The sequence below is a fragment of the Microcoleus vaginatus PCC 9802 genome (genome assembly GCA_022701275.1).
Classification (GTDB): Bacteria; Cyanobacteriota; Cyanobacteriia; order Cyanobacteriales; family Microcoleaceae; genus Microcoleus; species Microcoleus vaginatus_A.
The window spans coordinates 1,295,061-1,319,415 of sequence record CP031740.1; the positions used below are offsets into that span (position 1 = coordinate 1,295,061).

The following is a 24,355-nucleotide window of genomic DNA, read 5'->3' on the forward strand; positions in this document are numbered from 1 at the left end:
AGGTGCAGGCACAGCCGAAATCAGAGCGCTTTTTTTTAGGTCGGTCGCATCATTGTGCGCTATGAGGGGGTGGGTTTGTCAATGTTGCGAAATATTACAAAGTCCTTTAGATAAAAAAAAGGTTTACCAAAGAATCAGCTTTTTAGGGCATTTTTTGTTACATATCTTTATGTGTTGGGCGGTTTATGAGGGATTGGGCAGCAAGTTAAGGAAATCCCCAATTCCGCAGCAAGATGCTACAGTGCCGTTAATTTCTGTGGAAAACTTTGTCGAATCTGTGGAAAACCTCAGACTTGCCTGGGGAAACGCTGTGGAATGTTTAGGGAAAAGTCAGGGAAAAAATAAGAATTGCAAAGGGCATGGGGCATGGGGCATGGGGCATGGGGCATGGGGCATGGGTAGCAAATAACAAATGATTAATGACTACTGACTGCTGACTGCTGACTACTGACTAATGACTTCCTAAGTGCCACTCTGCCGCTTTTTGGCGGATGGTTGGCAATTCAGCCGGCGGCCTTTTGTCGAGATTGGCTAAGATAAAGCTCATGCGACCGATCGACTGAAGTGTGTCGCGGTGGCGCGGTAGGAAATCCCAGTAGGGAAAATTTATCATCTGTGCGGTTGATAGCAGCTTGGTTCTGCCAAAGTTGATCGCCTAATATCCAAACGCCAACAGTCATTTTATTTGTTTCACCATTTCACCATAAAAGTTATCTTTTACTTTTCATGAGGGCTGGTCGTTTATTCAGAAAAATTAATTGGCTGAAAAATTACAACTCAAAACTCATAATTTCTCCGCTTGTGGCGAGAACGTACTAGAGCATAACATTGATTTCCAAAGATAGGGACACCGACCAGCAAATTTAAATTTTATGTCGGTGTATCCTTCAGATGTTAATAACTTGGTCAGCGTCTCTACGGAAAAAATTTTAATGTGACCGTTATCCCAAAGAACGGTAAAATGTTTATCTAGTTTGCCAGAAACCGCTAAAACCAGATTTTTAAAATAGCCGTGATAGGGTGTGGAAATAATTAGTCTTCCTCCCGGAGCGAGGCATCTTTTGGCAGTTTTTGCTAGTTCTTTAGGATAAAGCAAGTGTTCGATTACTTCAATAGCTAAGACAACATCAAATGAGTTCAGAATATCGGTATCTGGGAGGTCGTAAATATCTGCTTGGATAAACTGACACTCGGGGAAACTTTGACGGGAGATGGCAATTCCGGGTCCAGAAGTGTCAACGCCGACAACTTCGCAGCCGTGCTCTGCGATAACGTGACTGAGGCTGCCATTGCCGCAGCCGAGATCCAAAACTCGGAGTTTTGTCTTGCTGGTCTGCTGAAGTGTCGCCAGCATTTCTAAAAGGGGAGATATCAAATAAGCGTGATGATATCTCGGACGGTTGTTTGTGTAATAATACGTATAATTGCTAAAGTTTTTTTTCATCGATTAAGCTATGGAGATTATTGCCGAGACCGCGAATTTACAAAGCGTGGGTGCACTGTTTGGGCTAGGGTTCCCCACATTAGGGTTGTCAGAGTCGATCGGCAGCTCGATCGTCTCATTCTTTTTGTTTGACAGGTGAATTATTGTCACCGAATCAATCGGATGGCAAAAGAAATCTTTGACAGGGTGCAAAATCTTGCATCGCCCATCTTTGACCCATCTCTCGAAGGCATTCGGAAAGAAAAAGTCCGATCAAGCAGAATTCTCTCTGTGCACTAGCCGGAGACAGAACTTTTTGCCCGTTAATTTGGGTTCAAGAGTGCATCCATGCGATTCTAGCTTCAAGCAACTGCGGTATGTCCACCCGAGGCTTTTTTGCAGCCTGAAAACTTGGCCCCTGGGCGATGAGGTGCCAGTCGCTCCGAGAATTCAGAAGGGAAGTGTGACCGAAATCACAGGCAGTTGCGAAACAAATTGCTGAGCATATTTGGGTCCACACACTTAGAATCGAGATTACTACAGTGGCTTCTATAATTGTGTTTAAATGTTGTTCGGAAGCTGTGTTGTCCCGGCAGCAGAGTACCCTAGACAGATTCACACTTTCGGTCTGGTTTATTTCACTTTAATGGTCGCTGTTGGGTGTTGCACCTTAATTTAGATATGTCCTATGGTTAAGTTAGGTCAATCCTCCTTTCGCCGTATTTTACTGTCGCGGATTTTGTTGCTCAGCGTACCGGTTCTACTGGTGGGGGAGTATGTTACCTATCGCAAGGCACGCTCGACGCTTCTGGAAACTGCTCGTCTAAACTTGACAGAAAGTGCAGCCAGAAAAGCAGAAACTATTGAACAGTGGGCGAAATCGCTGAAGTCGAATCTGATCGGCGCTTCGGAAAGCTCGATGTTGCAGTCTGTAAATCCGAAGGATTATCAAAAGTTTATCGCGCAATTAGGGCAGCGGTTGCCAGCAGCGCAGGTTGATTGCTTGCAACTGACTAATTTAAAGACAAATCAAGTGATAGCAAGCACTTGCGGGCAGCAGCCGATTCAGTCGCTGCCGGCAAAATTTTGGCCGCCCGTACAGCAGCAGCAAACGCTGCTGGACGACAAGAGCGTTTACATTCGTCTGTCCTTACCTCCGCAGCGACAGGGGACAGCAAACGACCAGAAGGTGGCTTGGGGTGGTGAGGATTTTCCAGAGGCGGGTAAAGAAGGCCGCGATACCCAAGCGAGTTTGGTGTTGAGCGCTCCTGTTTACATTCGTCGGGGCAATACCCTGCAGTTGAGTTATGCTTTGAGTTTGCAGTCGGCCTTGCCTGTGCAAACCAGCGCTCCCAAGGGTTCTCTAGCCGGCTATACGGTGGCGATCGACCAAGATGGGAAGATTTTGGCGCACCCGAATATCAACCGCGTGGGCCGCAATATCGACCAAGAGGCAGATGCCGCTCGACTAAAAAGTATTGTCAGAAGGGCGATCGCAGGCGGAAAAGATTTTCTCCATCTATTTTCCTTTGAAAGAAATGGTGTAGAGTTGCTAGCAGGATACGCTGCTATCCCGAGTCCTTCAACTAAACAGGAGAACAGCAAATGGATTATTTTAGCTGTCTCTCGTTTAGATTACGCTCTGTCAGGTTTAGAAGAAATTCAGCAAGTTTTATTTAATTTAATTGTAGGTTTGGTTGCTGCTAGTATCATCGCGACTTTATATCTGTCTCGCGACTTGGCGCGTCCTGTGGAAAAACTGAGAGACTACGCGATGAAAGTAGATACGGAAGCGTCGCAGACAGTACCCCAAGATTTCCAAATTAGGGAATTTAATCAACTATCAGAAGCACTCAACAGCATGGTGCAGCGCCTCAGATCCTGGGCCAGAGAATTGGAAGTCGCAACCAAAGAAGCGCAAGTTGCCAATCAATTAAAAAATGAATTTTTGGGGAATATTTCTCACGAATTGAGAACGCCGCTTAACGGGATTATTGGTTTTATTCAAATTGTGCGGGACGGCTACTGCGATGACCGAGATGAAGAAATGGAATTTTTACAACGGGCCCACGACTCGTCCATGCAATTGCTCAATATTATTAATGATATTTTGGACATTGCTAAAATAGAATCTGGCACCTTTTCCATGATGTTAGAAGTAGTTGATATTACCCAGGTACTTGAAGACGCGATTGATTTGCAAACGACTCAAATTGAGGAAAAAGGCTTGAAGTTAAGTTTGCCAGCTCCTCACGATCCGATTATTGTTCACGCCGATCCCGAGAAGCTAAAACAGGTGTTTTTAAACGTGTTAAGCAATGCCGTTAAGTTTACAGAGTCGGGCAGCATTAATATATTTGTGCGGCTAGAATCGAGGACTAATTCTGGTAGTTTTAACGGCAGTGCTGACAGTACGACTAGCCCCAGCGGTCAAAGTGATTGGGTGGTGGTGACAATTAAAGATACGGGAATTGGTATCGATCCCGAGCACCAGCAGAAATTGTTTCAACCTTTTGTGATGGCTGATGGTTCTACAACTCGCAAGTTTGGCGGTAACGGTTTGGGCTTGGCTATCTCGCGAAGGATAATGGAATCTATGATCGGAAGCATTACCCTGCACAGTGCGGGCGTGAATCAAGGTACTACAGTGATGATTTCTTTGCCTGTCAATCAGCAGTCAAGTTTTTATTTTCAGAGCCCGGACTTAGTAACGGAAAAGGGAAATTTCAAAAGTTGAGGAGTGATTTTCTCCACCTAAACTCTAAAATGGTATTAGGGGTTGTCCGCCGAGTTCGAGGGATTTGCTCAAAGTGCTGAGAATGCGGATTAATTCGACGGAAGCCGCGCCCGAAGAGGTAAGAGAGGGGGTATTTGTTTGCACGCAGTTGAGGAAGCGATCGCACACTCGCCTCAACGGTTCTACTTGTTCTAAACTCAACACTTCGCGGTGTCTGATGCTTGTTGGCTGCGGCGCGATCCTCTTCGAGGGCTTCGCTAACGCACTTTCAAAAGAGTTATTCTCTTCGCCCCGGTAATCTGAAGGGCCGCGCTGCAAAATCAGGGGAGTTTCTGGCGACATTTCATCAAAAATCAAGGTTCCCAAACTGCCAACAACTGTTAAGCGCCGCTGTTTGTCGGGATTTAGCCAGCACAGGTGAATAAATGCTTGAAATCCGTCGGGATAGGTGAGCGTTACCCAAACTAAATCTGCTAGTTTTTCTGCAGAATTAGTAGCCAGCAGTGAAGGAGCCAATTGATTTTCAATTGCTGCTGCTTCTTTATTTATTCCTTCTTCCTTCTTCCCTTTTCCTGGTTCCTTCGGAAATACAGTGCCCATCGCCCTTACTTCAATTGGCATTTGTTCCAGCCAAGTATTGAAAATAGCGATATCGTGAATAGCCAAGTCCCAAAGGGCATCAACGTCATGGCGTACCGGTTTAAAATGGGTGCGCTGGGCGTAACCGTAGCGCAATTTTCCGAGTTGATGCTGTTGAATAATTCTTTGGCCTCGATCGACTGCTGGATGAAACAGATAAGTGTGGTCAACGAAGAGTTGTCGCTGCTGTTTTTCGGCTAATTGACAGAGTTGTATTGCTTCAGTGAGGTTGAGGGCGAGGGGTTTTTCTGCTAAGACGTGGTAACCTTCTTTCAGCGCTGCTGCGGCGAGGGTGTAGTGTGTGGAAGCTGGAGTAGCGATCGCCACAGCTTGCAGTCCCGGCAAGGCTTGCACTTGAGACCAATCGGTAGCTAGAATCACCGAGGCATCGAGATTAAACTGTTTTTGAACGGCCGCTAATGAATCTCGATTCGGGTCTACCACCGCTAAAACTTGGCTGTTGGGATGTTCGAGAAAGTTGCGAATTAGGTTAACTCCCCAGCGACCTGCACCCAATACAGCTATTCCGATTTTCATTGATAATAATTTCAAAAATCGCACAGTAATTATAGCATATTTTCTTATTATTATCTATGTTTTAATTGAAAAAAATTATTGTTGACTGTTGACTGTTGGCAGTAGTTATTGGTTATTGGTTATTGGTAGCAGCTAACAAATAACAAATAACTGATAACACCACTCAACAGTCAACAGTCAACAGTCAACAGTCAGCAGTCCACTAACTACTGACTATCAACTAATTTATTGAAAGCTACCTGAGCCGCTGCTTGTTCGGCCGCTTTGATCGATCGACCTTTTCCCTCTGCTACCAACTTTCCCTGAATGAGAACTTCTGCGGTAAAACGATCTTCCCCGCCCTGCACTGTCCCGGTTTCTTGGACGCTATATTTGGGCAAAGTTTTGTATTTGCCTTGAGTCAACTCTTGGAGAGCAGCTTTGTAGTTTTGGCGGGCAGGATCGCTGCGGATTTCCGCCGCTAGGCGTTGAAAGTGAGAATCTAGCCAAGGGCGAATTAATTCTAACGTCTGGGTACTCAAATAAAGCGCAGCCAGTACCGCTTCCAAAGCATCTGCCAGCCGGGGTTCAGCGCCTGTTTTGTCCGAGGCGGCACTGCTGGAAACAATTAAATAGCGATCGAACCCGTAACTTTCAGCGATTTTAGCAAGAATGCGATCGCTCACCAAGATCGATCGAATAGCAGCAAATTCCCCCACTGTACAGTCAGGATAAATCTCAAACAACAATTCCGACGCCGCCAGCCGCACAACTGCATCCCCGACAAACTCTAGTTGCTCGTAATTTGCCTTAGCTGACGCGCTCGCATGAGTCAAAGCTAAATCGAGGAGATGCCATTTTATCGAAGCATCCTTCGTCAGTCCCAATTTTTGAATTAATGTTTCAAGTTGCTTTTGGCGACCCGGATAAATCATACCATTTGAGATTTGAGATTTGAGATTTGAGATTTGAGAATGACGGATGACTATCCGGGTTGCGAGCTTGTCAAAAGTTGCATTATTTTTTTAAACTTGTATCAGATTCATATTAATAAATTTTTTTTACTTGAAAAAATAAATATTTCTCCGGGTGCTTATGGTGCACCTTACCCAAAATCATTCTTCGGGTGGGCAGTGCCCAGATTTCCCAACATAAAACAGGTCGAAAGGATTTGTGGACATTATTCCCAAGCGGGAATTTTAATTAAATGGGGGGGAAAAAGTCGGACATAAGCCGGGTTCTGTTCTCTCAACTGCAAGCAGTTTTCGAGGGCAGTTATCTATCTGGGACGCCTGTTACCAGACGCCTCAAGCGGTACCAAAAAACGGAACTGGTAAAAAACCAACCATAGTCCCTCCGACCTTGCTCCCAACTGGGGTTTACCGAGCCAGCACCTCTCGATGCTGCTGGTGCGCTCTTACCGCACCTTTGCACCCTTACCCCCTAACACTTTGCGATTTTCGATGCTTGATTTTTGATTCAATCTCCAATCTCCAATCTCAAATCTCAAATCGGGGGGCGGTATCTTTCTGTGGCACTATCCTCACGATCGCTCGCACTGGGCGTTACCCAGCAAGTTTGGTTTTTCGGGAGCCCGGACTTTCCTCAGACAAGCTTTCGCTAATCCGCAACCGCCTGCGCCTACTTTTTCCCCAGATTTATTGTACGCGATCGTTCGTCAATCAATTTAAGATTTGAGATTGAAGATTTTAACTTGTCGCCCACTTAATTTGGACATTTGTGTTTATTCAAACTCTTGTACGGTGGGCCCGAAAGCCCGCCCAACAATTAAATTTCCATGCAACTCCCCTTAAATTCACTCACGGATGAATCAGGGGGCTGAAAAGTTGGGAATTATCAGGCAAGGATTTATGGCACGGATTCAACTAGGGGCCGGAAACCTTTTTACCTCACATAATTTTTAATTATTCAATCTTTAATCCCAAATCTCAAATCTTTAATTCGGTTACTTTAATGAATCATCTTTCACAGTAGAAAAATTATCAAACCAGCCGCGTCGCCAGAAGAAGTAAACTAAACCAGAGGCGATCCCTAGCATAATTGCCCAACAAAGCGGATAGCCAAAATACCAGTTCAGTTCCGGCATATTCCAGGGCGATTTCTCTGTATTGAAATTCATCCCGTATACTCCCGCAACAAAAGTTAGAGGAATAAAAATACTCGAAATCACCGTCAGCAACTTCATGATTTCATTCATTTTATTACCAACAGAAGACAAGTAAACATCCATCAAACCCGAAGACAACTCTCGATAGGTTTCCACCATATCCATCACCTGCACCGTATGATCGTAACAGTCGCGCAGGTAAATTCGCACCTCGGGACTAATCAAATCACTGCTATCTCGAATTAAAACATTAATTGCATCCCGCTGCGGCCAAATGGCGCGGCGCAGAGTCAGCAATTCTCGCCGGATTTTATAGATTTTTTCCAGGGTTTTGCGGGTGGGGTTCACCACCACTTCATCCTCTAATTCTTCAATGCGCTCTCCGTAAACTTCTAATACAGGGAAGAATCCATCTATAATCGAATCTAACAGAGTATAAGCCAGATAATCAGCTCCGTGTTTGCGAATTACTCCTTGTCCTTTACGAATGCGCTCGCGCACTGGTTCAAAACAATCATAGTCCGGTTCTTCCTGAACAGTTAACAGGTAATGCTTGCCCAAAATCAAACTTACTTGCTCTTTATGAAAAGTATCTAATTCTGGATGGAGCATCACCATCCAAGCAATGATTAAAATGTGTTCTTCATAGTCTACTACTTTCGGTCGCTGGGGAACATTAACTACATCTTCCTGAGCCATTAGGTGTAAATTAAACACTTCGCCCATTTGCCGCCAAGTTTCTTTGTTTCCCAATCCCAACATATCAACCCAAGAAACAGATGCTGTATCTAAATACGCAGCAGCTTTTTGAGGATTTGCCAATTTGGCGCGACTTGCGGCTGTTTCGCAATAGTCAATTAATACAATCTCCGGAGGTGGCGCATCTGGTTCTAAGTCCAGAGTTCCCGGCGGAGCCCCCGGATCGTCATAAAAATAGTCAACATAGGAATCATCATCATCTTCTTCTTTAATTGGTTTTGCAACGGCACTAGAAGTATGTATGCTTTTGTATACCATGCTAATATTCCTGACTGTTAGAACCTTTAATTAGATTATCATTTTTCGGGTGTAACTACCAATTACCAATGACTAATTACCTCTGCCGAATGGGAATCTCGATCGCAAATTCAGTTCCCTCTCCCGGCGCGGAAATGCACCGCAGCGTTCCCCCGTGTCTTTCCACCACAATCTGATAAGATATAGACAGTCCCAAACCTGTACCTTTACCTACGGGTTTAGTAGTAAAAAACGGGTCAAATACCCGAGATTTAACAGACTCTGCCATTCCCGATCCGTTATCTGAAATTACGATCGCAACCCGATTGTTCTTCAACACCTCCGTGCGAATCCGAATCCAAGGCAATGCGTCGCAACTTAAAGGTAAAGTCGGAAAATCTTGCCCTTCCTCTTCCGAATAACTCGCCAAGTCTAACTTCCTATGCCTGACATCCGCTAAAGCATCAATAGCATTATTTAAAATATTCATAAAAACTTGATTTAACTGTCCAACGTAGCACTGTATCGGCGGCAATTTTCCATATTCTTTAACTATTTCAATCTGGCGATTCCTGCCATTTTCTTTAATTTTGTGTTGTAAAATTAACAGAGCGCTGTCTATGCCTTCGTGGATATCAACACGCTTGATATCTGATTCTTCCAGCCGGGAAAAGTTGCGTAAAGACAGAACAATTTGGCGAATGCGATCGGCTCCATTTTGAATTGAATTCAGGAGGTGCGGGAAATCCTCTTTCATAAATTCCACTTCTATTTCTTCAGCAAACTCTGCGATAACAGCAACAGGTTTCGGGTAATGTGTTTGGTACAAACTGCACAGTGCCAGCAAGTTTTTGGCATACTCACTAGCGTAAGTGATATTACCGTAAATAAAACTGACAGGATTATTGATTTCGTGAGCAATTCCCGCGACTAGCTGTCCCAAACCCGACATTTTTTCCGCTTGAATTAGTTGAGCTTGAGTCCTGCCTAATTGTTTCAATGTTTGCTCTAGCTGGCGATTTTTATGTTTTAATTGAGCTTCGGCTTGTTTGCGCTTGGTAATATTACGGGCGATAGCGATCGCTTGATTCGAGTTAAAAGGCAGCAATCTCGCTTCATAAGTTTCTTCTCCTGCCGGCATAGGTAGCGAATACTCGATATTAATTGGAGTTCGTTTTTCGGAAACTTCAAGCATTGCCATCTCGAATTCGCTGGCGGCGTTTGTCGGCAAGATATCGGTCATTCGTTTGCCCACAAAATACTCGGGACTCAGGTACAAATCCGAGGAATTTCCTGACAAGCAATCCAAAATAATGCCGTCAGCGTTGAGACGGAAATACAAATCTGGCAAGGCCAGGAAAACAGATTCCAACTCGGAAGTTTTTTGGCGCAATGCTTCTTGGGCGCAGTAGCGATCGCTAATATCAAAAATCACCCCGTCCAAATAGCAAACGTTTCCATCTGCGTCGAACACAGGAGAACCTTTATCCCACACCCATTTAACCGTGCCGTCTGCTGCTAGCAAGCGGTATTCCAAGTTATAAGACTCTTTGTTTTCTATGCCTTGCCGAATAGTTGCTTCTACTTTTGCCAAATCTTGGGGGTAAATAATGCTAGCAAAAGTCCGGCCTATCCTCTCCATAAGCCAAATAAAATCTGCCGCAGGGTAGCCGGTTAATAAGTAAACGGCATCGCTAATAAAATTAGTCGAAAAATCGCACTTCCAGCGATAAACCACTCCGGGAATATTAGCTACCAAAGACCTAAATCTTGATTCACTTCTACGCAAAGCTGCTTCCGATTCATGTCGTCCGGTAATATCGTGAGCGAAAGCTAGCACTGCAAATACATTACCTTCAGCGTCGCGCAGGGGAAGTTTTTGGGTATCAAAAATATGTACTGAACCGTCAGCAATGGTTGCCGCATCGCAGGGATTGTGGATGATGTCCCCGGCCAGTACAGCAGAGTCGTCTGTGCGGAAGCCTCGGATATTTTGGGCGGAATTCCCAAACACTATATCTTCGGAAAATCCTAATTCTAAATCGCATTTGCCAATTATTTCTTCGACTGTTTTGCCGATCGCTTGAGCGAAACTCCTGTTTGCCAAAATATAGCGAAAATTTTTGTCTTTGGCAAAAATCCAGTCGCTGGTTTTGTCTATTACTGTGCGTAGAAGTTGTTCGGAACGTTCGGTTTTTTCCAAAGATGCCTGCAGTTGTAATTCCAGGCACTTGCGAGCAGTAATGTTTTCCAAAGCAACACCGACGCAGTTGTTGGGTAATGGAAAAGCTTTAATAGAAAAAGCGCGAGTTATTCGGCCGCCTTCATCGCAGTCAATATCTTCAAGTTCTACGGCTTTCTGGGTGCGAATTACCGAAGCAAATGCTTGGGGAATGTTTTTCGAGCGCAGGTGGGGAAAAATCTCGTCGATTGTCATTCCCAGAACATCAGCCATTTCTAATCCGGTAAACAGGGTAGCCGCGGGATTCGATGCGATCGCCCTGAGAGTGCTGTCATCGTCTATATTTTCTAAATGATAGACGTACAAACCAATTTGCATATTCTCGACAATTTGGTCGTAGAGGCGGACGCTTTCGTCTACCTGCCTGCGTTCGGTAATATCTTCAGTAATCCCCAAAACGTACTGAGGACGGCCTGCGGCGTCGAGAATTGGCACTTTGCGGGTGTGCAGTATTCTCATACCTTTGTGGCGAGTTTGGATCGGCTCTTCGGCTATGTCTTTAACAGTAGGTTGGTTGTGATCGGCGGTCAATATTTCCCTGTCTTGAGCCGTGAAAACATCAGCTTGCTCTTTGGGGTAAATATCGTAGTCATTTTTGCCGATCGCCTCTTGAGAGGTAACACCTGCGATCGTTTCTCCCGCTTTATTCCACAGCACAAATTTCAGCGAAGAAGCATCTTTAGCAAAAACTCCCACCGGCAGATTTTCTACTACGGAATCGAAGAAACCTCTAGCTGATTTTAATTCAGCTTCTGCACGCTTGCGTTCGATGCCTAAAGCGATGACATCAGCAACCGATGCTAAAGTTTCCTGAAAAGGTGCTGTCAGGGGCTGGCGGCTGATAATTACCATGACTCCCACCAGCCGTTCTTCGACTATCAAAGGGTAGCCGGCGAAGGTGAGAATTTGCTTCGGTATTGGGCAATTTGTCGGCTTTTGGCTGGTGTTGATAATCGCTACTTCGGAACTGTGTACCTCTTTTGATTTCGCGGATTCTTCCTCTGGGAACCCAAAATTATTCAGTTCAAATCCGCAGTCAAATTCCGGTTTTTGCTGTTTGGCGATCGAGTTAACCTTACTTTCAATAAAGCTAGCCCGATCCTCTGTGCGACTGTATATTCCCGAGGCTGCTTGCAATTGCCAAAGATTATGTTGAGAGTTGAAAGTCCAAATTTCAGCAGAAGCGACATCAAGATTCCGCACCATTGCCTCGCAGCAGGGAAGCAGGATATCTTGAGGGTGTTTGGTGAGGGCAATACCCACATCGGCTACCATTGCTGTGAGGCGAGAAGCTTGGGCTTTTTCTGCTTCCAATCGTTTGCGATCCGTGATATCTTCCACCAAAGAAAGCACAGTAAAAGTGTCGCCGCTGCCAATAATCGAGTTGAACCAGCGACACCAAATTACCTGTCCGCTTTTAGTATAGTTGCGGTTAATTGAAGTATTGCCGTTGCCAGTGGCTAGTTCAAGCTCGATCGCGCTTATAGCCTCTCTATCTTCCTGGCAAACCAAAGCCAAATCGCCGAAGTGCTTGCCCATCATATCATCGGATGTCCAGCCAAAGATTTCCTCGGCGCGTTTCGACCACTGAACGATCCGAAAATCTTCATCCCAGCCTACCATTGCCAGCGGACTGTTAGCTGCATTTAACCACAGTAAATGGTTCGATCGGCGTAACTGTTGAGCTTTCTGCTGCTGCCAGCGGTAGTGCCTCGTGATATCTCTACCGATGCCCAAAACCCGCATCTGCTTGCTAGAGGCATCCACCGCTGGCGTGTAAGCTGTTTCGTAAATTTTAATCCCGCCGTCTGCCGCCGTCACCTCATGAATTGCCAGCCGTTTTTCCCCGGTTATAAATACTTGTTGCAGGCAAGAATCAATCTGCGAAATTATACTTTTGACAGCAGCATTATTGGGATATAATTTTAATAATTCCTGATTAGTTTGGTTGACTATTTCAGTAGGCTCCAATCCCATCCAAGCAGCAGCGACAGGATTGATCGATAGGTACTTTTGCTGTCGATCGCACTCTAGGAAAGCATCAACAGAGTTAGAGAAAAAAGACTGAAACGAGTTGATAACTTCCTGCATGGGTATTTTTTCATGAGAAAAGCTTAGTATTAGGGAAACCTCGTGTCTTTAGACTGATCGAGGAAACACTCATCAAGCAGTTTTCACCGCCTTGAATATTAATTATTGCGACAGGGGGATACTTGGTCGATTGGTACTTTTGTGATCTATTTTCAAGGGAACAATTACCGTTTCAAACATTTCACCCCCGATCGGATAGCAGCTTGGGCTTACACGCATATTTTTGATAACGTAATCAGTTAAGACGATAGCTAGTCAACTCTCTCTTTTGATTAGGGCATAAAGCCCCATCTCTTCCGAGGGGGGTGCTGACTTGCTTAAGCTCTAAAATTTTCCTAAAGTTAGTTTAACCCACTCAAATCTTTTTGGGCACTGTACTGCTGCGTTTCCGGGTGCAATTTTCGGTGCTGTTCCCTATAATACAAAAATTTTAAAGAAATAGTATTTTTGGGAATATAGCTTAATTACAGCAGATGCTCTTTTTTTAAACCAGACCCAGCGGATACAAAAGCGAGATGGAGAGACCGGGAAATGGGGAGGTGGGCAGAGGTTAATCCACAACCTGCGAGAAAAATGCTTCAGAAATGCTCGACAGCTTACCGATTCCCACTTCCCGATTCCCACTTCCCGATTGCCAATTCCCAATTCCCAATTCGGTAATCTGAAAGCGGTTTGGCAGTACGCGAAGCAAAGAACGCAAGCCGTGCAAAGCCATGTAACATAAAGATTGCGATATTTTTCTATGTAATATGGAACTATTAGATACCTTGATTGTGGGTGCGGGTATTAGCGGTTTGAGTTTGGCGCACGCACTTCACAAGGAAGCAACGAGTCCATCCTCGCTGAAGATTTTAGTCGCTGAGAGTCAAGGACGTGTGGGCGGGAACATCACCACTGTGACAGCGGAAGGGTTTCTCTGGGAGGAGGGCCCGAACAGTTTTTCGCCGACGCCAGAATTGATGAAGTTGGCTGTGGATGTGGGATTGAAGCAGGAGTTGATTTTTGCCGATCGCAAATTGCCTCGTTTTGTTTATTGGCAAAATAAGCTGCAACCGGTGCCGATGACTCCACCGGCGATGATTCAGTCTCAGTTGCTGAGTTTTCCAGGGAAACTGCGGGCGTTGTTCGGGGCTTTGGGGTTTGTCGCGCCGGCAATCGGTTCTGGACTTTCGCAGCAGGGTGACGAGGAAACTGTTTCTCAATTTTTCCGCCGTCATCTCGGTACGGAAGTGATGCAGCGGTTGGTGGAACCTTTTGTTTCGGGGGTTTATGCCGGCGATCCGCAACAACTTAGCGCGGCGGCGGCTTTCGGCCGGGTAACGAAGATGGCTGATGTTGGTGGCGGGCTGATGGCGGGGGCGCTGCTTTCTGCTAGGAAAAGACCGAAGCAAATGCCTGCAGACCCGAATGTTCCGTCTACTAGACCGGGGGAGTTGGGTTCGTTCAAACAGGGGTTGAAGGCTCTGCCAGAGGCGATCGCTGCTCAATTGGGCGATCGAGTGAAAGTCAACTGGCACTTGACTCGCCTCCAGCGTACAGAACGCGAAACTTACATTGCTGTATTCTCGACGCCCGACGGACAGCAGGAAGTTGAGGCGCGCACCGTGGTTTTGACAACGCCGGCTTACATTACAGCCGAGTTGTTACAGCCTCTGCAACCGAAAGTTAGCAGTGCTTTACAAGCTTTTACTTATCCTACGGTTGCCTGCGTTGTCTTAGCATATCCGCAGTCTGATGTCAAGGATAAATTAGTAGGTTTTGGAAATTTAATTCCGAGGGGGCAGGGAATTCGCACTCTGGGGACGATTTGGACATCGAGTTTATTTGCCGATCGCGCGCCTGCAGGGTGGCAAACTCTCAGCAGTTACATCGGCGGGGCTACTGATTCGGAAATTGGCAATCTCGACTCAGAACAAATCGTTCGCGAGGTGCACCGAGATTTGTCTCGGATTTTGCTGAAACCAGATGTGCCACAGCCAAAAGTTTTAGCGGTGAATGTGTGGAAGCGGGCGATTCCTCAGTACAATTTGGGGCATTTCGATCGCCTGCAACAAATCGATGAGGGCTTAAAGTCTTTGCCTGGGGTGTATTTGTGCAGCAACTACGTTGGCGGAGTGGCTTTGGGAGATTGCGTGCGAAGGGGTTTTGAGCGTGCACGAGAAGTGGGCGAGTATTTGCAGAACAAACAATCAGATACTCGATCGATCTGAATTATTGTGTGGGGAGGGCGGGTGTACAAATATCGAGTATGTTAATCCGAGATATTGGTGAACCCGCACCTACAACAGCCTTCTGCCTTCATATCCGCTGCCCAATGCCGAATGTTACTAGGTTGTGGGTTCAAATTTGTAACCCACCCCCCTGACGGTTTGAATCATCGAAATTTGATTGGCATCTGGTTCAATTTTGCGGCGAATTTGACCGATATGGACATCCACCACGCGATCGGCTCCTACATACTCGTAGTCCCACACTTCATGCAGCAATTCTGATCGCCTCCACACGCGACCGGGTTTGCTTGCCAAACAGTACAGCAGGTCGAATTCTAAAGCAGTCAAAGCAACTATCTGAGTGCCGAGAATTACCTCGCGGCGAACCGGATCTATTAGTAGCTCTCCAAAAGTAAGAGTTTGTTGTTCGGCGGGAGTAACAATGCGTTTGCGCTTCAAAATTGCTGCAACGCGAGCTCCAATCTCTACAAGACTAAAAGGTTTAGTAATGTAGTCGTCAGCACCTTCGGCAAACCCTTTCATTTTGTCAGCTTCATCGGTTCGGGCAGTCAGCATCAACACAAACACGCCCGTGCGTCTTTGCATTTCTTGACACAGTTTGTAGCCAGTTGTATCAGGTAAATTTACATCTAGAACTACTAAGTCAGGATTGAGTTGCTCAAATAATTCCAGACCAGTCTGACCGTCCTCGCCAGACTCAACTTGATAACCTTGCTGGCTCAAAAAACGGTGAATTAAATTTCGGATTGCCGGGTCGTCATCAACCACAAGGATTTTTACAGGGGCCATGACCACAAGTTTGCTTGAAGAATTAGGCAAGAATATTCAGCCATAATAATAGAAAACTGGATACAAATCTCGAAAAAATTGAGCTTTTAATAGTTATAGCCCTATTTATAACCTACGCAAAATTTCAGGCAATAAATCTCCAGGAACTTTGGATAAGGCTAAATTTTGGCCTGGCAGCCCACATTCACTATAGAAAGCTCTAATCGTTTTGACAATATAGCTCAATGCTGTTTGCCGGGAATCAGCAGCTTGGGAGTTTGCCGCGGCTTGCAAGTTGAGTTTATCCCCATATGTTAACCCTTTGTCATTGAGATATTGTCCCCATTCGGCACACACTTGCAACTGGTGGTGCAGTGCTGCTTCTAGATGGCTTGTCTGGGCGACTTTATTAGTGGCGAAATCGGGGTCGGTGGCTAGTTGATAGTGGGCTAGTCCGAGATTGTTGCGGGCGGCCAAGGCGTCAAAGGTGAGTTGGGTTCGATCGAGCTCTCCGGCGATATCCAGGGCGGTTTCGTAGGCGGTAATCGCCTGCTGCAATGATTCCGTCCGCGCCTGTTTCTGCTGAAACTGGTTCGCCAAATGCCAATAAGCGGTACCGAGATTATTGTAGGTGGCGGCTGCTGCTGCGGGTACTAATTCTCGGGTGCGGTATTTCAATGCTTCGCGGTAGGCGGAAATCGCCCTGACTAGCAGGGGTTCTGAGGGTTCGTGCTGGGCGAGGTTCCAGCAGGCGGTACCCAGGTTGTTTTGCACTCCGGCATAGTTGAGGGGTTCTCGTTCGGGACTGTAGCAGGAGAGGGCTTGGGTGTAAGCTGCGATCGCGCTTTTGAGATATACGATCGGCTCACCATCTTGGGCTAAATTCCAGTATGCTGTCGCCAAATTATTCTGAGCAGCAGCGTACTGCTGGGGCTCCACGGCGGGGTCTAGATCCAGCAGCGCTTGTTGGTAAGCTGCAACTGCGTGCTGCAAGTTCTCTGTCTTGTCTCGGTAGCGGGCTAAATCGGCCGAGGCGATTCCCAAATTTTTGTTTAATCTAACGCGGGTTTGGGGTACGGTTTCGCCATCTGTTCGGTTCAAACCTTCAAGGTAGAGGGCGATGCTGCGTTCAAGGCTGGATACTGGATCTGAGGCGTTGAGGGCATTGGTGCGATCGCGCGATAGCATCCAGTAGAGAGTGCCGAGATCGTTGAGCAGATCGGAAATTGGCGGTAGGCTGTTGGACTCCTGGGCGTACTGAGTTAAATTTTGTGTCAATTGGGCAATCAGCCGCGCGCATTCATCAGTTAGTGGTTGATTTGGCTGCGAGTTGGTGTCAACTTCGAGATACGCAATCACTTGTTCGATCGCGCGAATGGCGATTGTCAGGTTTTGCTCTGAAACGTCTCCGCCCAGAATGCGATCGCGGTAGTAATTCCCCAAACTGTGATAAGCCAAAGCCAAGGCTTCGCAAGAACACTGATGTTCTTGCAGCAGTTCGATGTATTGCAGAGTTTGCAGCGGCAGAAAATTGTCCTCCGATGTGGCATTATTTTCTGCTTCCAACTCCTCAGAAGCCGCTGCTAGCACCAAATCTGCCAGTTGGACGGATTTAGAATCTGGCGCTGGGGACGAGGGATGGGAAATTGGGGATTGTTCGTCCTCTGTGAGTTGGACGGATTTAGAATCTGGCGCTGGGGAAGGGGGAGAGGAAATTGGGGATTGTTGATCGGGAATTGGGGATTGTTCGTCGGGAATGGGGGATTGTCCAGACAAAGAAGGTATTAAAAGTTGGTTGCCAAAGTCTCTGTTGTCCCGTAAGTTTCGCAAGTCTCCGGAGTTCCCGAAGTCATCAAAGTGCCCGAAGTCTCCCTTAGCTGGAGTTGGTTCGCCTTCAAACTCAAATACTCCGGTTCGCCAGTGCCAAAATTCCGGGGCCGATTGCTCGATCGAACTTAGCCAGGGGCGCGACACCCACAGCAACAGAGTAGACTCGCACATTTGCAGGTTTGCTTCGATGTCTCTCAAATAGCTCAGGAACGACCACTGCACTGCTGCTGACTGCCTGGTCAGGTGTTCTGCCCCAAGAATTTGAAATCCCGGCAAAGGGCTGTAGCTGCCCCTGTTTTGCGGCGGTGGGTGTTGGGTCAGCCACGCGGCGATCGAACCCCAAGGATTTGGATCGCTCAAGTCGAGTTCCAAACTGACAAATCGGGGGTAGTTGATCGGGGAGCGAGGATCTGAGCCTGCGCTCTCTGCGGCTAATTCTGTGTGCAAGCGGGCTGCCAGACAGTCCCGCAAGCACAAGTCGTCACAGGCGGCAATAAAAATTTGACGGCGTAAATTGAGGTCGATCGCCTGTTTCAAGCGTTGGTAGATCAGCTTGTTCGAGCTAGAAACTTTTTGGGAAGGAATAGACATCAGGAGCAGCCGATTTTAGATTTTAGATTTTAGGTTTTAGGTTTTAGATTTTGGATTGTAGATTTTAGATTGTAGAGTTGAGAGTTGAAATCTCGATCGCTCATAACTCCCAACTAAGCCCCGAAGGCAGTCAATCGCACCGGTGATGACTAAAGGATTGTAGACTTTCAATTGGCAATTTTATGTGGGTGATGAACCAGTGTGATTAAGTGCAACCCAAGTCCCTGAAGCTGACAGCCGAGAGCAAAGAACCAAATTTGTGCTGGTCTTATATCGTTTCCGGTTGGATGGGAATGATCAAGTCAAGGTCAATAATTCCACATTCTGCCACTCCCCACTCCCCACTCCGCACTTTCCATCATTCCGGTGTTACCGGAATTGATATTATTTAGCTTTCCAGCTCGCTCGGCACGCTTCAGGACTGTCGCAACTACCTGCTTTGTATTGAAACACAAAAACCATGTTTCCATTGGTTGGAAAACATGGTTTGTTGAATGATTATTTAAAATTGCGATTTGAATCAGCTTTGAGTGTAAGCCCAGCTTTTAGACGGAAGCAGCCACAAACACCAAACCCGCGACCAACATGACTGCAGCAATACCCATGATGAGATAGTTCCGCTGCTGGTTCTGGTTGGGAGGTTCGGCGCCGTACATTTTCGGCTCTTTAGCAAAGTTGTTCAGGCGTCCATCGTCATCTTTGATGTAAGGCATCAGTCACAATCCTTAATATTTTTGATGTTTACAACTGTACCAAAAAAGCGCCCAGGAAAATTCGGCCATTTATTTGGAGGTAACAGTGCCTGTTTGGGGGGAAGAGGCGATCGCGTAATCTTTGATCGGCATTCTTCCTGCTAAGTACGCCAGCCGCCCCGCTTCTGCTGCCATTCCCATTGCTTTTGCCATTGCCGGGGAATTTTGGGCATTGGCGATCGCGGAATTAATCAACAGTGCATCGGCTCCCATTTCCATTGCTCGCGCCGCTTCGCTGGGAGTTCCGATACCCGCATCGACAACCACAGGAACATTTACCGTGTCAATAATTATTTGAATGTTGGCGGCATTGTTGATCCCTTGTCCTGAACCGATGGGCGAACCTAAAGGCATGACTGTCACACAACCGACTTCTTCTAGGCGTTTTGCCAGCAAGGGATCGGCATTGATGTAGGGCAAAACGGCAAAACCTTCTTTGACTAATTGTTCTGCAGCTTCCAAAGTGCCGATCGGATCTGGCAGCAAATATTTAGCATCAGGAATCACTTCTAATTTGACAAAATTATTGTCTTCTTGCCCTAAAAGCTTCGCCATTTCCCGGCCCAAACGAGCTACTCTAATCGCCTCATCGGCAGTTTGACAACCGGCAGTATTTGGCAGCATCCAAATTTTAGTCCAATCAAGAGCTTCTGCCAATCCTTCATGACCGGGAGCATTTGTTTGCACTCGCCGCACAGCTACAGTCACAATTTCGCACCTACTAGCGTTGACACTTTGCTGCATTTCTGCAATGCTGCGATATTTTCCCGTACCCGTCATCAAACGAGAATGAAAAGTTTTGCCGGCAATAACCAGAGGTTTGTCTAAAGATTTAGTGGCTGTATCTACTGGATAGCCAAAAATGCTGTTCTCAAGTGCCTCTTCCCGGTGTACTGTGCCACCCATCATCTCTTCAAGCTGCCGACCTTCTTCTATGGTTAGATCGTCGCGGGTAACAGCATATAAAATTTGCCCAACTGTCATCAATTTGGCATCTCGCGACATATTATTTTTTAAGCTGGTTTGTATAAGTTCTTCAAACTCCTTAAAAACGTCTTTCATTTTCCCATTCCTCCCTAGTAAGTTTTTGATTTTTTTCGCTTGCGAATACTAATATAATGGTTTCAATCAGTTGCATTTCGTCCCTATAAAAAGCTTTTCTGATGCCGCCGTTTATCTTCCAAAACTTGTAAGTTTTTCGAGTGACATGAATAATTACGACTGCCACACCTTGACTTTTTGCCCTGCTGATTCGTTCTTGAACTCGATATGTGATGTTTTAAGTCTCTTCTGTCAACTCCTTAAATTCGCAAATCTGACTGTCTCTCTTAGCATCGGGCGTTGTCACACCCTCTGCTGCTTGCTCGCTCAGCATTTAAACTCTCATCCCTATTTTAGCCAAAACTTCAGCAAGAAAGAATTCCGAATTATTAAGATTTTTGTGGCGTTGGATTAGCACAAATCCGCCAGCTATCTCATCACAATAATATCGCTGATATTGGAATTCTGCATTTTCGTAGATGGCTCTACTTGTCTCGATATATTCTGAATGTACCTTTATTATACTGTCAATGGGCTCCTATCGGGTAGAGTTAAATGTATGAAAGCAACTGTTGAGCAACTGGCTAAAATTGGAATATTTGCCAGCTTAAACCCAACTGAATTAGAGCGATTGCAAGAACACACAGCAATTCGGACTTACCGACAGGGAGAAGTTGTGATGTATGAGGGCGATCGCATCCCCGAAAAATTATACACTCTTTTGAGCGGTTCTCTGCGGGTTGCAAAAACAGCGGCGGCGGGCAAAGAAACAATTCTCCGCACTTTATTTCAGGGAGATATTTTTGCCGCACCTGCTTTGCTAGGCAAGGGCATTGCCCCCGCAACGGTGACAGCAGAAACTGAGGTGGAAGTTCTTACCACAGAACGGGAAGTTTTGCTAGCAGCAATTCGGGAAAATCCCGAGATTGCTTTGCGAATATTGGCGGTTTTCAACCAGCGGTTGCAGCAACTGCACGATACCGTGCACGGTTTGGTGTCGGAAAGGGCGATCGTGCGGCTGGCCCGATTTATTCATTACTTTGGCGTCGAGCAAGGTACGAAGATTGCGAATAATAGTGTATGTTTAGAAAAACATTTTCCCTACTATCAAATTGCTCGCAGTATTGGAATTACCTACGAAGAATGCGTGCGGTTGTTTAAGAAACTCAAGCCGTTTGTATCCTACAGTCGAGGCGGTAAAATTACTGTATTGGACTGGAAAAAATTGGAGGATATCGCCTCTGGAGAGGAAATAGATTAAATGTTAAAATCCCAATTCTGGTAAGGGCGGGTTTCACAAACAATATTTGATTGCCACTCACTATCTATATAAACCAGCCCCCCACAACCCGTGAATCGGGGCGGGTTTATCAGATTATTGATTTTCGGCGGCAACTATGGTTGGTAAAACCCGCTACTACCGAATAATGATGGCATTAATGAGGCTCGGAAAGTGTCAAGATAAATGCCAAATTTTGTTCAGCTTTCAAAGCGTGGAGGGCGCGGGCGGGCAGAAAAACAAACACCCCCGGTTCCAAGACAATATCTTTGCCTTCTAGAGTCAAAATCCCCTTTCCTTCGATGACATTAACTGTGGCATTGCGCGGCGAAGAGTGTTCGGAAACCTCGCTACCAGCAGCCAGACAAAGTAAATTGTACTGACAATTCTTGTCTTTGATTAAAACTTTGCTCGACACTCCCGCGGCGGGATATTCAATTGCGTCTCGGAGTTGGATAGCTGAAGATTGTAGCGCTAAAAGAGTAGTAGTCATAGTTTTTGGCAATTAATTAATTTGGTCACAAGCCCCGAATTTATCAGTGGCTTCACTTTCTTCCCTCGAAAATCGAAAATCTATTGAGTCGGTTAAGATTGTTTTTTGGCAGAGATAACGATGTAGCCTAGATCTTGTTGATAATGCTGGAAAACTCGACGCATTGCTAAGATACGATCGCGAATTTGCGATCGACTTAATATATTCCACACAATCCGCACAGTACCCACAACCCCTTCATCTTGCAGCATTCGCGGTAAGTTGAGGAGTCCCATCGCCCCGGTTTGACACTTTTCTACTTGCAAACCCGCGTTTTGGCAAACAGCAATCCAGGCAGACTCAGACAAAGGCGTTGAGTTAGCCCGAGTCACTTCTGATAAAGCTTTGTGAATTTCAGATTCTCGGTTTCTCGCTAAAAGTTCGTGAGAGAGAAACTTGCCACCTGGTTTTAAACGATCGCAAATTCCCGATACAATTTTAGCTTTCCCCGACGGCGACTGCATTGTCAGGATAGCTTCAGCCAACACCCAATCAAACTGTTGGGAAATCCGCTCCAAGTGAAAAATATCTCCTTCCACAATTTCCACTCGATCGCTCAAACCGACTGCTGCAACATTAGCACGAGCGCGAGCCACACTCTCGGGATTTTTCTCAACTCCCACTACTTTTACACCAAAACGTTTAGCAAGGGCGATCGAACTATATCCAAAACTAGCAGCCAACTCCAAAACAGTCTCGCCCGGTTGAAAATCCGCCCATTCAAATAACTGTTCCGTAGCAAGTTTCCCCCCCGGCCTCAGCATTTTCTTGCCAGCCGCCGCCAGAACTTCATGTCCGGGTGCAGTCTTAAAATTGAGAGCAGTATTGGTCATTAAATTGACCTCCTATTTAACCTTACTCTCAGTTTGCCAAATTCTCCCAAATCTTTCTATGATCTAGCTCATATTCAAATTATCGTAGGGTGCGTCAGCCTCCTCAATTTTTACAGTTTTAGATTTTAGATTTTAAATTTACTCTACAAATTTTAGATTTTAGATTTTAGATTTACTTTACAGATGAATCTGGGAGATTAAATAAGAGTCTAAAATTTGGGCTGCTCACGAGAAGAGTCGCGGGTTTGTATCCGTCGGCAGGTGCGATCAAAAACAATCAAAATCCCCGCCAGCAAGTTTTCGAGGATGTCCCGGAACTCTAAAGCAATTGCCACGCCACTAATACCCAGCAGTTGAATCAAATCCCCTGCCTTGAATGACGGAATGGCGATGAATGACGCGATCGGCAATAATTGATTTATAATCAAGATATCTACTCCACCCCAATAATACCGAATCATGCTTGCAGAAGCAAACGCGACACTTTGGCCTAGTCTAATTACTGTTTCCGCATTAATTCTCTACTTCGTTGTTACCATCAACGTCGGTAGAGCTAGATTCAAACACAAAGTTTCTCCCCCGCAGATGACAGGAAACCCAGACTTTGAGCGAGTGGTGCGAGTTCAGCAAAATACCTTAGAGCAAATGATTCTATTTTTGCCCTCGCTGTGGCTGTTCTCGCAATTTATCAGCCCAATTTGGGGCGCTGGTATCGGCGCAATTTGGATAGTTGGACGCATTTTGTTTGCTTGGGGTTACTATCAAGCTGCCGAAAAAAGAGCGGCAGGATTTGGCATTAGTACCTTAGCTACTTTAGCTTTGCTTGGGGGTTCATTAACAGGCATAATTATGTCGCTGCTGAAGGTTTGAGCCTAGCTTCCGATCCACATAATTGTTTGTTTTTCTAGTCGTTTCCAGGCTCTGCCTGGGAACCAGTTAAATGTAATAAATTTTAGGAGTCAATATGTCAGAAACCAACAAACCCGTATTTGAAATTAACCCGAAACTTTTTCACCAGCTTGTGGAGTGGCAAGAAAAACTTGAACGAGAAGATGAATTAGCAAGCGAGTCAGAAAACGAAAAACCAACTGAGGTAATAACTCTTCCCGACAGTGATGAACAGCATTCTCAAACAGATAATTTATAGCTGGTGGCTAGCAGCATCTTTTGGATTTCCGGCTGCTGTCTCGGCTCAATCGCTGACACCTAGCCAAATTCAGCAAGTCAATAGCGGTTTGTTTCGTTCTAACTCTCAAGATTTCTTTCAGCAAGGCTATCGCCAACTGGAAAGAGAAATCGCAATTTTGTTGCAAAGAAATGTCACTTCGGAAGGCAAGATTCTGGAGATTGATGAAAAATTGCTTTCTCAGCTTTGCAGGCAAGAATTTACAATATCCTCGCGCAATTTTGACACCGTAAATACTGCTCAGATTGCTAATCTTAAGGCAAAATTAACAGATATTTGCCGTCCCAATTAAAATAAAAGTGAGGTAAAAATCAAAGTTTTAGTGTTGATGGATACAGAAGCAATGACAAAATTGAAACTAGCCATGCTGGAAGCGGAAACTGCCGCTCAATTGGCGGCGATCATTATTGAGTACACTCATGAGGAAATGATGTTAGTTTTTCAGGCGCTAGAAGGGGAACAACAGGATAGGATTAAGACTGTTTGGAAGACTGGTAGTTAAAGTAGATTAGCGGAAATCAGAGGTTTTAATTTTTAACC

20 protein-coding genes, 1 other RNA gene and 1 pseudogene are annotated in these 24,355 nt (G+C 45.8%); 8 read left to right on the forward strand and 14 right to left on the reverse strand.

From position 1 onward, the window contains the following. Positions 1-169: 169 nt before the first annotated feature. Positions 170-409, forward strand: coding sequence for a hypothetical protein (locus D0A34_05465; protein ID UNU18395.1), 240 nt, complete (start codon positions 170-172; stop codon positions 407-409). Between the two features lie 375 nt (positions 410-784). Here the strand turns inward: D0A34_05465 and D0A34_05470 are convergent, their stop codons facing one another. Further along, a complete protein-coding gene (locus tag D0A34_05470; GenBank protein UNU18396.1) occupies positions 785-1,444 on the reverse strand; it encodes a class I SAM-dependent methyltransferase in 660 nt (219 codons plus the stop codon). Between the two features lie 667 nt (positions 1,445-2,111). On the opposite strand from D0A34_05470, the gene D0A34_05475 reads away from it, so the two are divergent. Beyond that, positions 2,112-4,160, forward strand: coding sequence for a HAMP domain-containing protein (locus D0A34_05475; protein UNU18397.1), 2,049 nt, complete (start codon positions 2,112-2,114; stop codon positions 4,158-4,160). Between the two features lie 24 nt (positions 4,161-4,184). On the opposite strand, the gene D0A34_05480 is transcribed toward D0A34_05475, so the two are convergent. The 5 genes from D0A34_05480 to D0A34_05500 all read right to left on the reverse strand — a co-directional run bounded on the left by D0A34_05480 (position 4,185) and on the right by D0A34_05500 (position 12,772). After that, the gene (locus tag D0A34_05480) at positions 4,185-5,336 is read right to left on the reverse strand and encodes a gfo/Idh/MocA family oxidoreductase (protein UNU18398.1); all 1,152 of its coding nucleotides are present in this window, start codon (positions 5,334-5,336) and stop codon (positions 4,185-4,187) included. Between the two features lie 206 nt (positions 5,337-5,542). Further along, complete coding sequence (gene rnc / locus D0A34_05485) at positions 5,543-6,250, reverse strand: ribonuclease III (protein ID UNU18399.1); 708 nt, start codon at positions 6,248-6,250, stop codon at positions 5,543-5,545. Between the two features lie 278 nt (positions 6,251-6,528). After that, positions 6,529-6,964: RNase P RNA component class A (gene rnpB, locus D0A34_05490), an RNA gene on the reverse strand. Between the two features lie 317 nt (positions 6,965-7,281). Then, positions 7,282-8,460, reverse strand: coding sequence for a magnesium and cobalt transport protein CorA (corA, locus tag D0A34_05495; GenBank protein UNU18400.1), 1,179 nt, complete (start codon positions 8,458-8,460; stop codon positions 7,282-7,284). Positions 8,461-8,536: 76 nt separating this feature from the next. Next, the gene (locus tag D0A34_05500; GenBank protein ID UNU18401.1) at positions 8,537-12,772 is read right to left on the reverse strand and encodes a PAS domain S-box protein; all 4,236 of its coding nucleotides are present in this window, start codon (positions 12,770-12,772) and stop codon (positions 8,537-8,539) included. A gap of 749 nt (positions 12,773-13,521) precedes the next feature. Here D0A34_05500 and hemG point away from each other — a divergent pair. Next, positions 13,522-14,982, forward strand: a complete 1,461-nt coding sequence (gene hemG, locus D0A34_05505) for a protoporphyrinogen oxidase (protein ID UNU18402.1) — start codon at positions 13,522-13,524, stop codon at positions 14,980-14,982. Between the two features lie 117 nt (positions 14,983-15,099). Here the strand turns inward: hemG and D0A34_05510 are convergent, their stop codons facing one another. The 5 genes and pseudogenes from D0A34_05510 to D0A34_05530 all read right to left on the reverse strand — a co-directional run bounded on the left by D0A34_05510 (position 15,100) and on the right by D0A34_05530 (position 20,505). Further along, complete coding sequence (locus tag D0A34_05510) at positions 15,100-15,792, reverse strand: DNA-binding response regulator (GenBank protein ID UNU18403.1); 693 nt, start codon at positions 15,790-15,792, stop codon at positions 15,100-15,102. Between the two features lie 105 nt (positions 15,793-15,897). Continuing rightward, positions 15,898-18,192: a tetratricopeptide repeat protein gene (locus D0A34_05515; protein ID UNU18404.1), complete on the reverse strand. Its 2,295-nt coding sequence runs from the start codon at positions 18,190-18,192 to the stop codon at positions 15,898-15,900. 545 nt (positions 18,193-18,737) lie between these two features. Beyond that, positions 18,738-18,905 carry a ssl1498 family light-harvesting-like protein gene (locus D0A34_05520; GenBank protein UNU18405.1) on the reverse strand — a complete coding sequence of 56 codons (168 nt, stop codon included), beginning with the start codon at positions 18,903-18,905 and terminating at the stop codon, positions 18,738-18,740. A 69-nt stretch (positions 18,906-18,974) separates the two neighbouring features. Continuing rightward, the gene (locus D0A34_05525; protein ID UNU22182.1) at positions 18,975-19,808 is read right to left on the reverse strand and encodes a thiazole synthase; all 834 of its coding nucleotides are present in this window, start codon (positions 19,806-19,808) and stop codon (positions 18,975-18,977) included. 181 nt (positions 19,809-19,989) lie between these two features. Beyond that, positions 19,990-20,505 (reverse strand): annotated as a pseudogene (locus D0A34_05530) (hypothetical protein). Between the two features lie 39 nt (positions 20,506-20,544). On the opposite strand from D0A34_05530, the gene D0A34_05535 reads away from it, so the two are divergent. Continuing rightward, positions 20,545-21,246 carry a Crp/Fnr family transcriptional regulator gene (locus D0A34_05535; GenBank protein ID UNU18406.1) on the forward strand — a complete coding sequence of 234 codons (702 nt, stop codon included), beginning with the start codon at positions 20,545-20,547 and terminating at the stop codon, positions 21,244-21,246. 175 nt (positions 21,247-21,421) lie between these two features. On the opposite strand, the gene D0A34_05540 is transcribed toward D0A34_05535, so the two are convergent. The 3 genes from D0A34_05540 to D0A34_05550 all read right to left on the reverse strand — a co-directional run bounded on the left by D0A34_05540 (position 21,422) and on the right by D0A34_05550 (position 23,090). Then, positions 21,422-21,757 carry a cupin domain-containing protein gene (locus D0A34_05540; protein ID UNU18407.1) on the reverse strand — a complete coding sequence of 112 codons (336 nt, stop codon included), beginning with the start codon at positions 21,755-21,757 and terminating at the stop codon, positions 21,422-21,424. A gap of 92 nt (positions 21,758-21,849) precedes the next feature. Further along, on the reverse strand, positions 21,850-22,629 hold the full coding sequence (locus D0A34_05545; protein UNU18408.1) for a class I SAM-dependent methyltransferase: 780 nt from the start codon (positions 22,627-22,629) through the stop codon (positions 21,850-21,852). Positions 22,630-22,838: 209 nt separating this feature from the next. Next, a complete protein-coding gene (locus D0A34_05550; GenBank protein ID UNU18409.1) occupies positions 22,839-23,090 on the reverse strand; it encodes a hypothetical protein in 252 nt (83 codons plus the stop codon). On the opposite strand from D0A34_05550, the gene D0A34_05555 reads away from it, so the two are divergent. The 4 genes from D0A34_05555 (at position 23,089) to D0A34_05570 (ending at position 24,317) form a co-directional block, all read left to right on the forward strand. Beyond that, the gene (locus tag D0A34_05555) at positions 23,089-23,499 is read left to right on the forward strand and encodes an MAPEG family protein (protein UNU18410.1); all 411 of its coding nucleotides are present in this window, start codon (positions 23,089-23,091) and stop codon (positions 23,497-23,499) included. The genes D0A34_05550 and D0A34_05555 overlap by 2 nt on opposite strands. Before the next feature lie 94 nt (positions 23,500-23,593). Next, entirely contained in the window at positions 23,594-23,776 is a 183-nt protein-coding gene (locus D0A34_05560; GenBank protein ID UNU18411.1) for a hypothetical protein, read from the forward strand. Continuing rightward, entirely contained in the window at positions 23,745-24,107 is a 363-nt protein-coding gene (locus D0A34_05565; protein UNU18412.1) for a hypothetical protein, read from the forward strand. The genes D0A34_05560 and D0A34_05565 overlap by 32 nt, the downstream gene beginning before the upstream one ends. Positions 24,108-24,137: 30 nt before the next feature. Next, positions 24,138-24,317 (forward strand): hypothetical protein, encoded by a 180-nt coding sequence (locus D0A34_05570; GenBank protein UNU18413.1) that lies wholly within the window; start codon positions 24,138-24,140, stop codon positions 24,315-24,317. Positions 24,318-24,355 lie beyond the last annotated feature (38 nt).

Coding starts and splice junctions, on each gene's coding strand:
- corA (UNU18400.1), bottom strand. CDS start 8,460: ATGGTATACAAAAGCATACATACTTCTAGTGCCGTTGCAAAACCAATT.
- D0A34_05540 (UNU18407.1), bottom strand. CDS start 21,757: ATGACTACTACTCTTTTAGCGCTACAATCTTCAGCTATCCAACTCCGA.
- D0A34_05515 (UNU18404.1), bottom strand. CDS start 18,192: ATGTCTATTCCTTCCCAAAAAGTTTCTAGCTCGAACAAGCTGATCTAC.
- D0A34_05510 (UNU18403.1), bottom strand. CDS start 15,792: ATGGCCCCTGTAAAAATCCTTGTGGTTGATGACGACCCGGCAATCCGA.
- D0A34_05565 (UNU18412.1), top strand. CDS start 23,745: ATGAACAGCATTCTCAAACAGATAATTTATAGCTGGTGGCTAGCAGCA.
- D0A34_05480 (UNU18398.1), bottom strand. CDS start 5,336: ATGAAAATCGGAATAGCTGTATTGGGTGCAGGTCGCTGGGGAGTTAAC.
- D0A34_05470 (UNU18396.1), bottom strand. CDS start 1,444: ATGAAAAAAAACTTTAGCAATTATACGTATTATTACACAAACAACCGT.
- D0A34_05465 (UNU18395.1), top strand. CDS start 170: ATGTGTTGGGCGGTTTATGAGGGATTGGGCAGCAAGTTAAGGAAATCC.
- rnc (UNU18399.1), bottom strand. CDS start 6,250: ATGATTTATCCGGGTCGCCAAAAGCAACTTGAAACATTAATTCAAAAA.
- D0A34_05535 (UNU18406.1), top strand. CDS start 20,545: ATGAAAGCAACTGTTGAGCAACTGGCTAAAATTGGAATATTTGCCAGC.
- D0A34_05475 (UNU18397.1), top strand. CDS start 2,112: ATGGTTAAGTTAGGTCAATCCTCCTTTCGCCGTATTTTACTGTCGCGG.
- D0A34_05550 (UNU18409.1), bottom strand. CDS start 23,090: ATGATTCGGTATTATTGGGGTGGAGTAGATATCTTGATTATAAATCAA.
- D0A34_05555 (UNU18410.1), top strand. CDS start 23,089: ATGCTTGCAGAAGCAAACGCGACACTTTGGCCTAGTCTAATTACTGTT.
- D0A34_05520 (UNU18405.1), bottom strand. CDS start 18,905: ATGCCTTACATCAAAGATGACGATGGACGCCTGAACAACTTTGCTAAA.
- D0A34_05560 (UNU18411.1), top strand. CDS start 23,594: ATGTCAGAAACCAACAAACCCGTATTTGAAATTAACCCGAAACTTTTT.
- hemG (UNU18402.1), top strand. CDS start 13,522: ATGGAACTATTAGATACCTTGATTGTGGGTGCGGGTATTAGCGGTTTG.
- D0A34_05500 (UNU18401.1), bottom strand. CDS start 12,772: ATGCAGGAAGTTATCAACTCGTTTCAGTCTTTTTTCTCTAACTCTGTT.
- D0A34_05545 (UNU18408.1), bottom strand. CDS start 22,629: ATGACCAATACTGCTCTCAATTTTAAGACTGCACCCGGACATGAAGTT.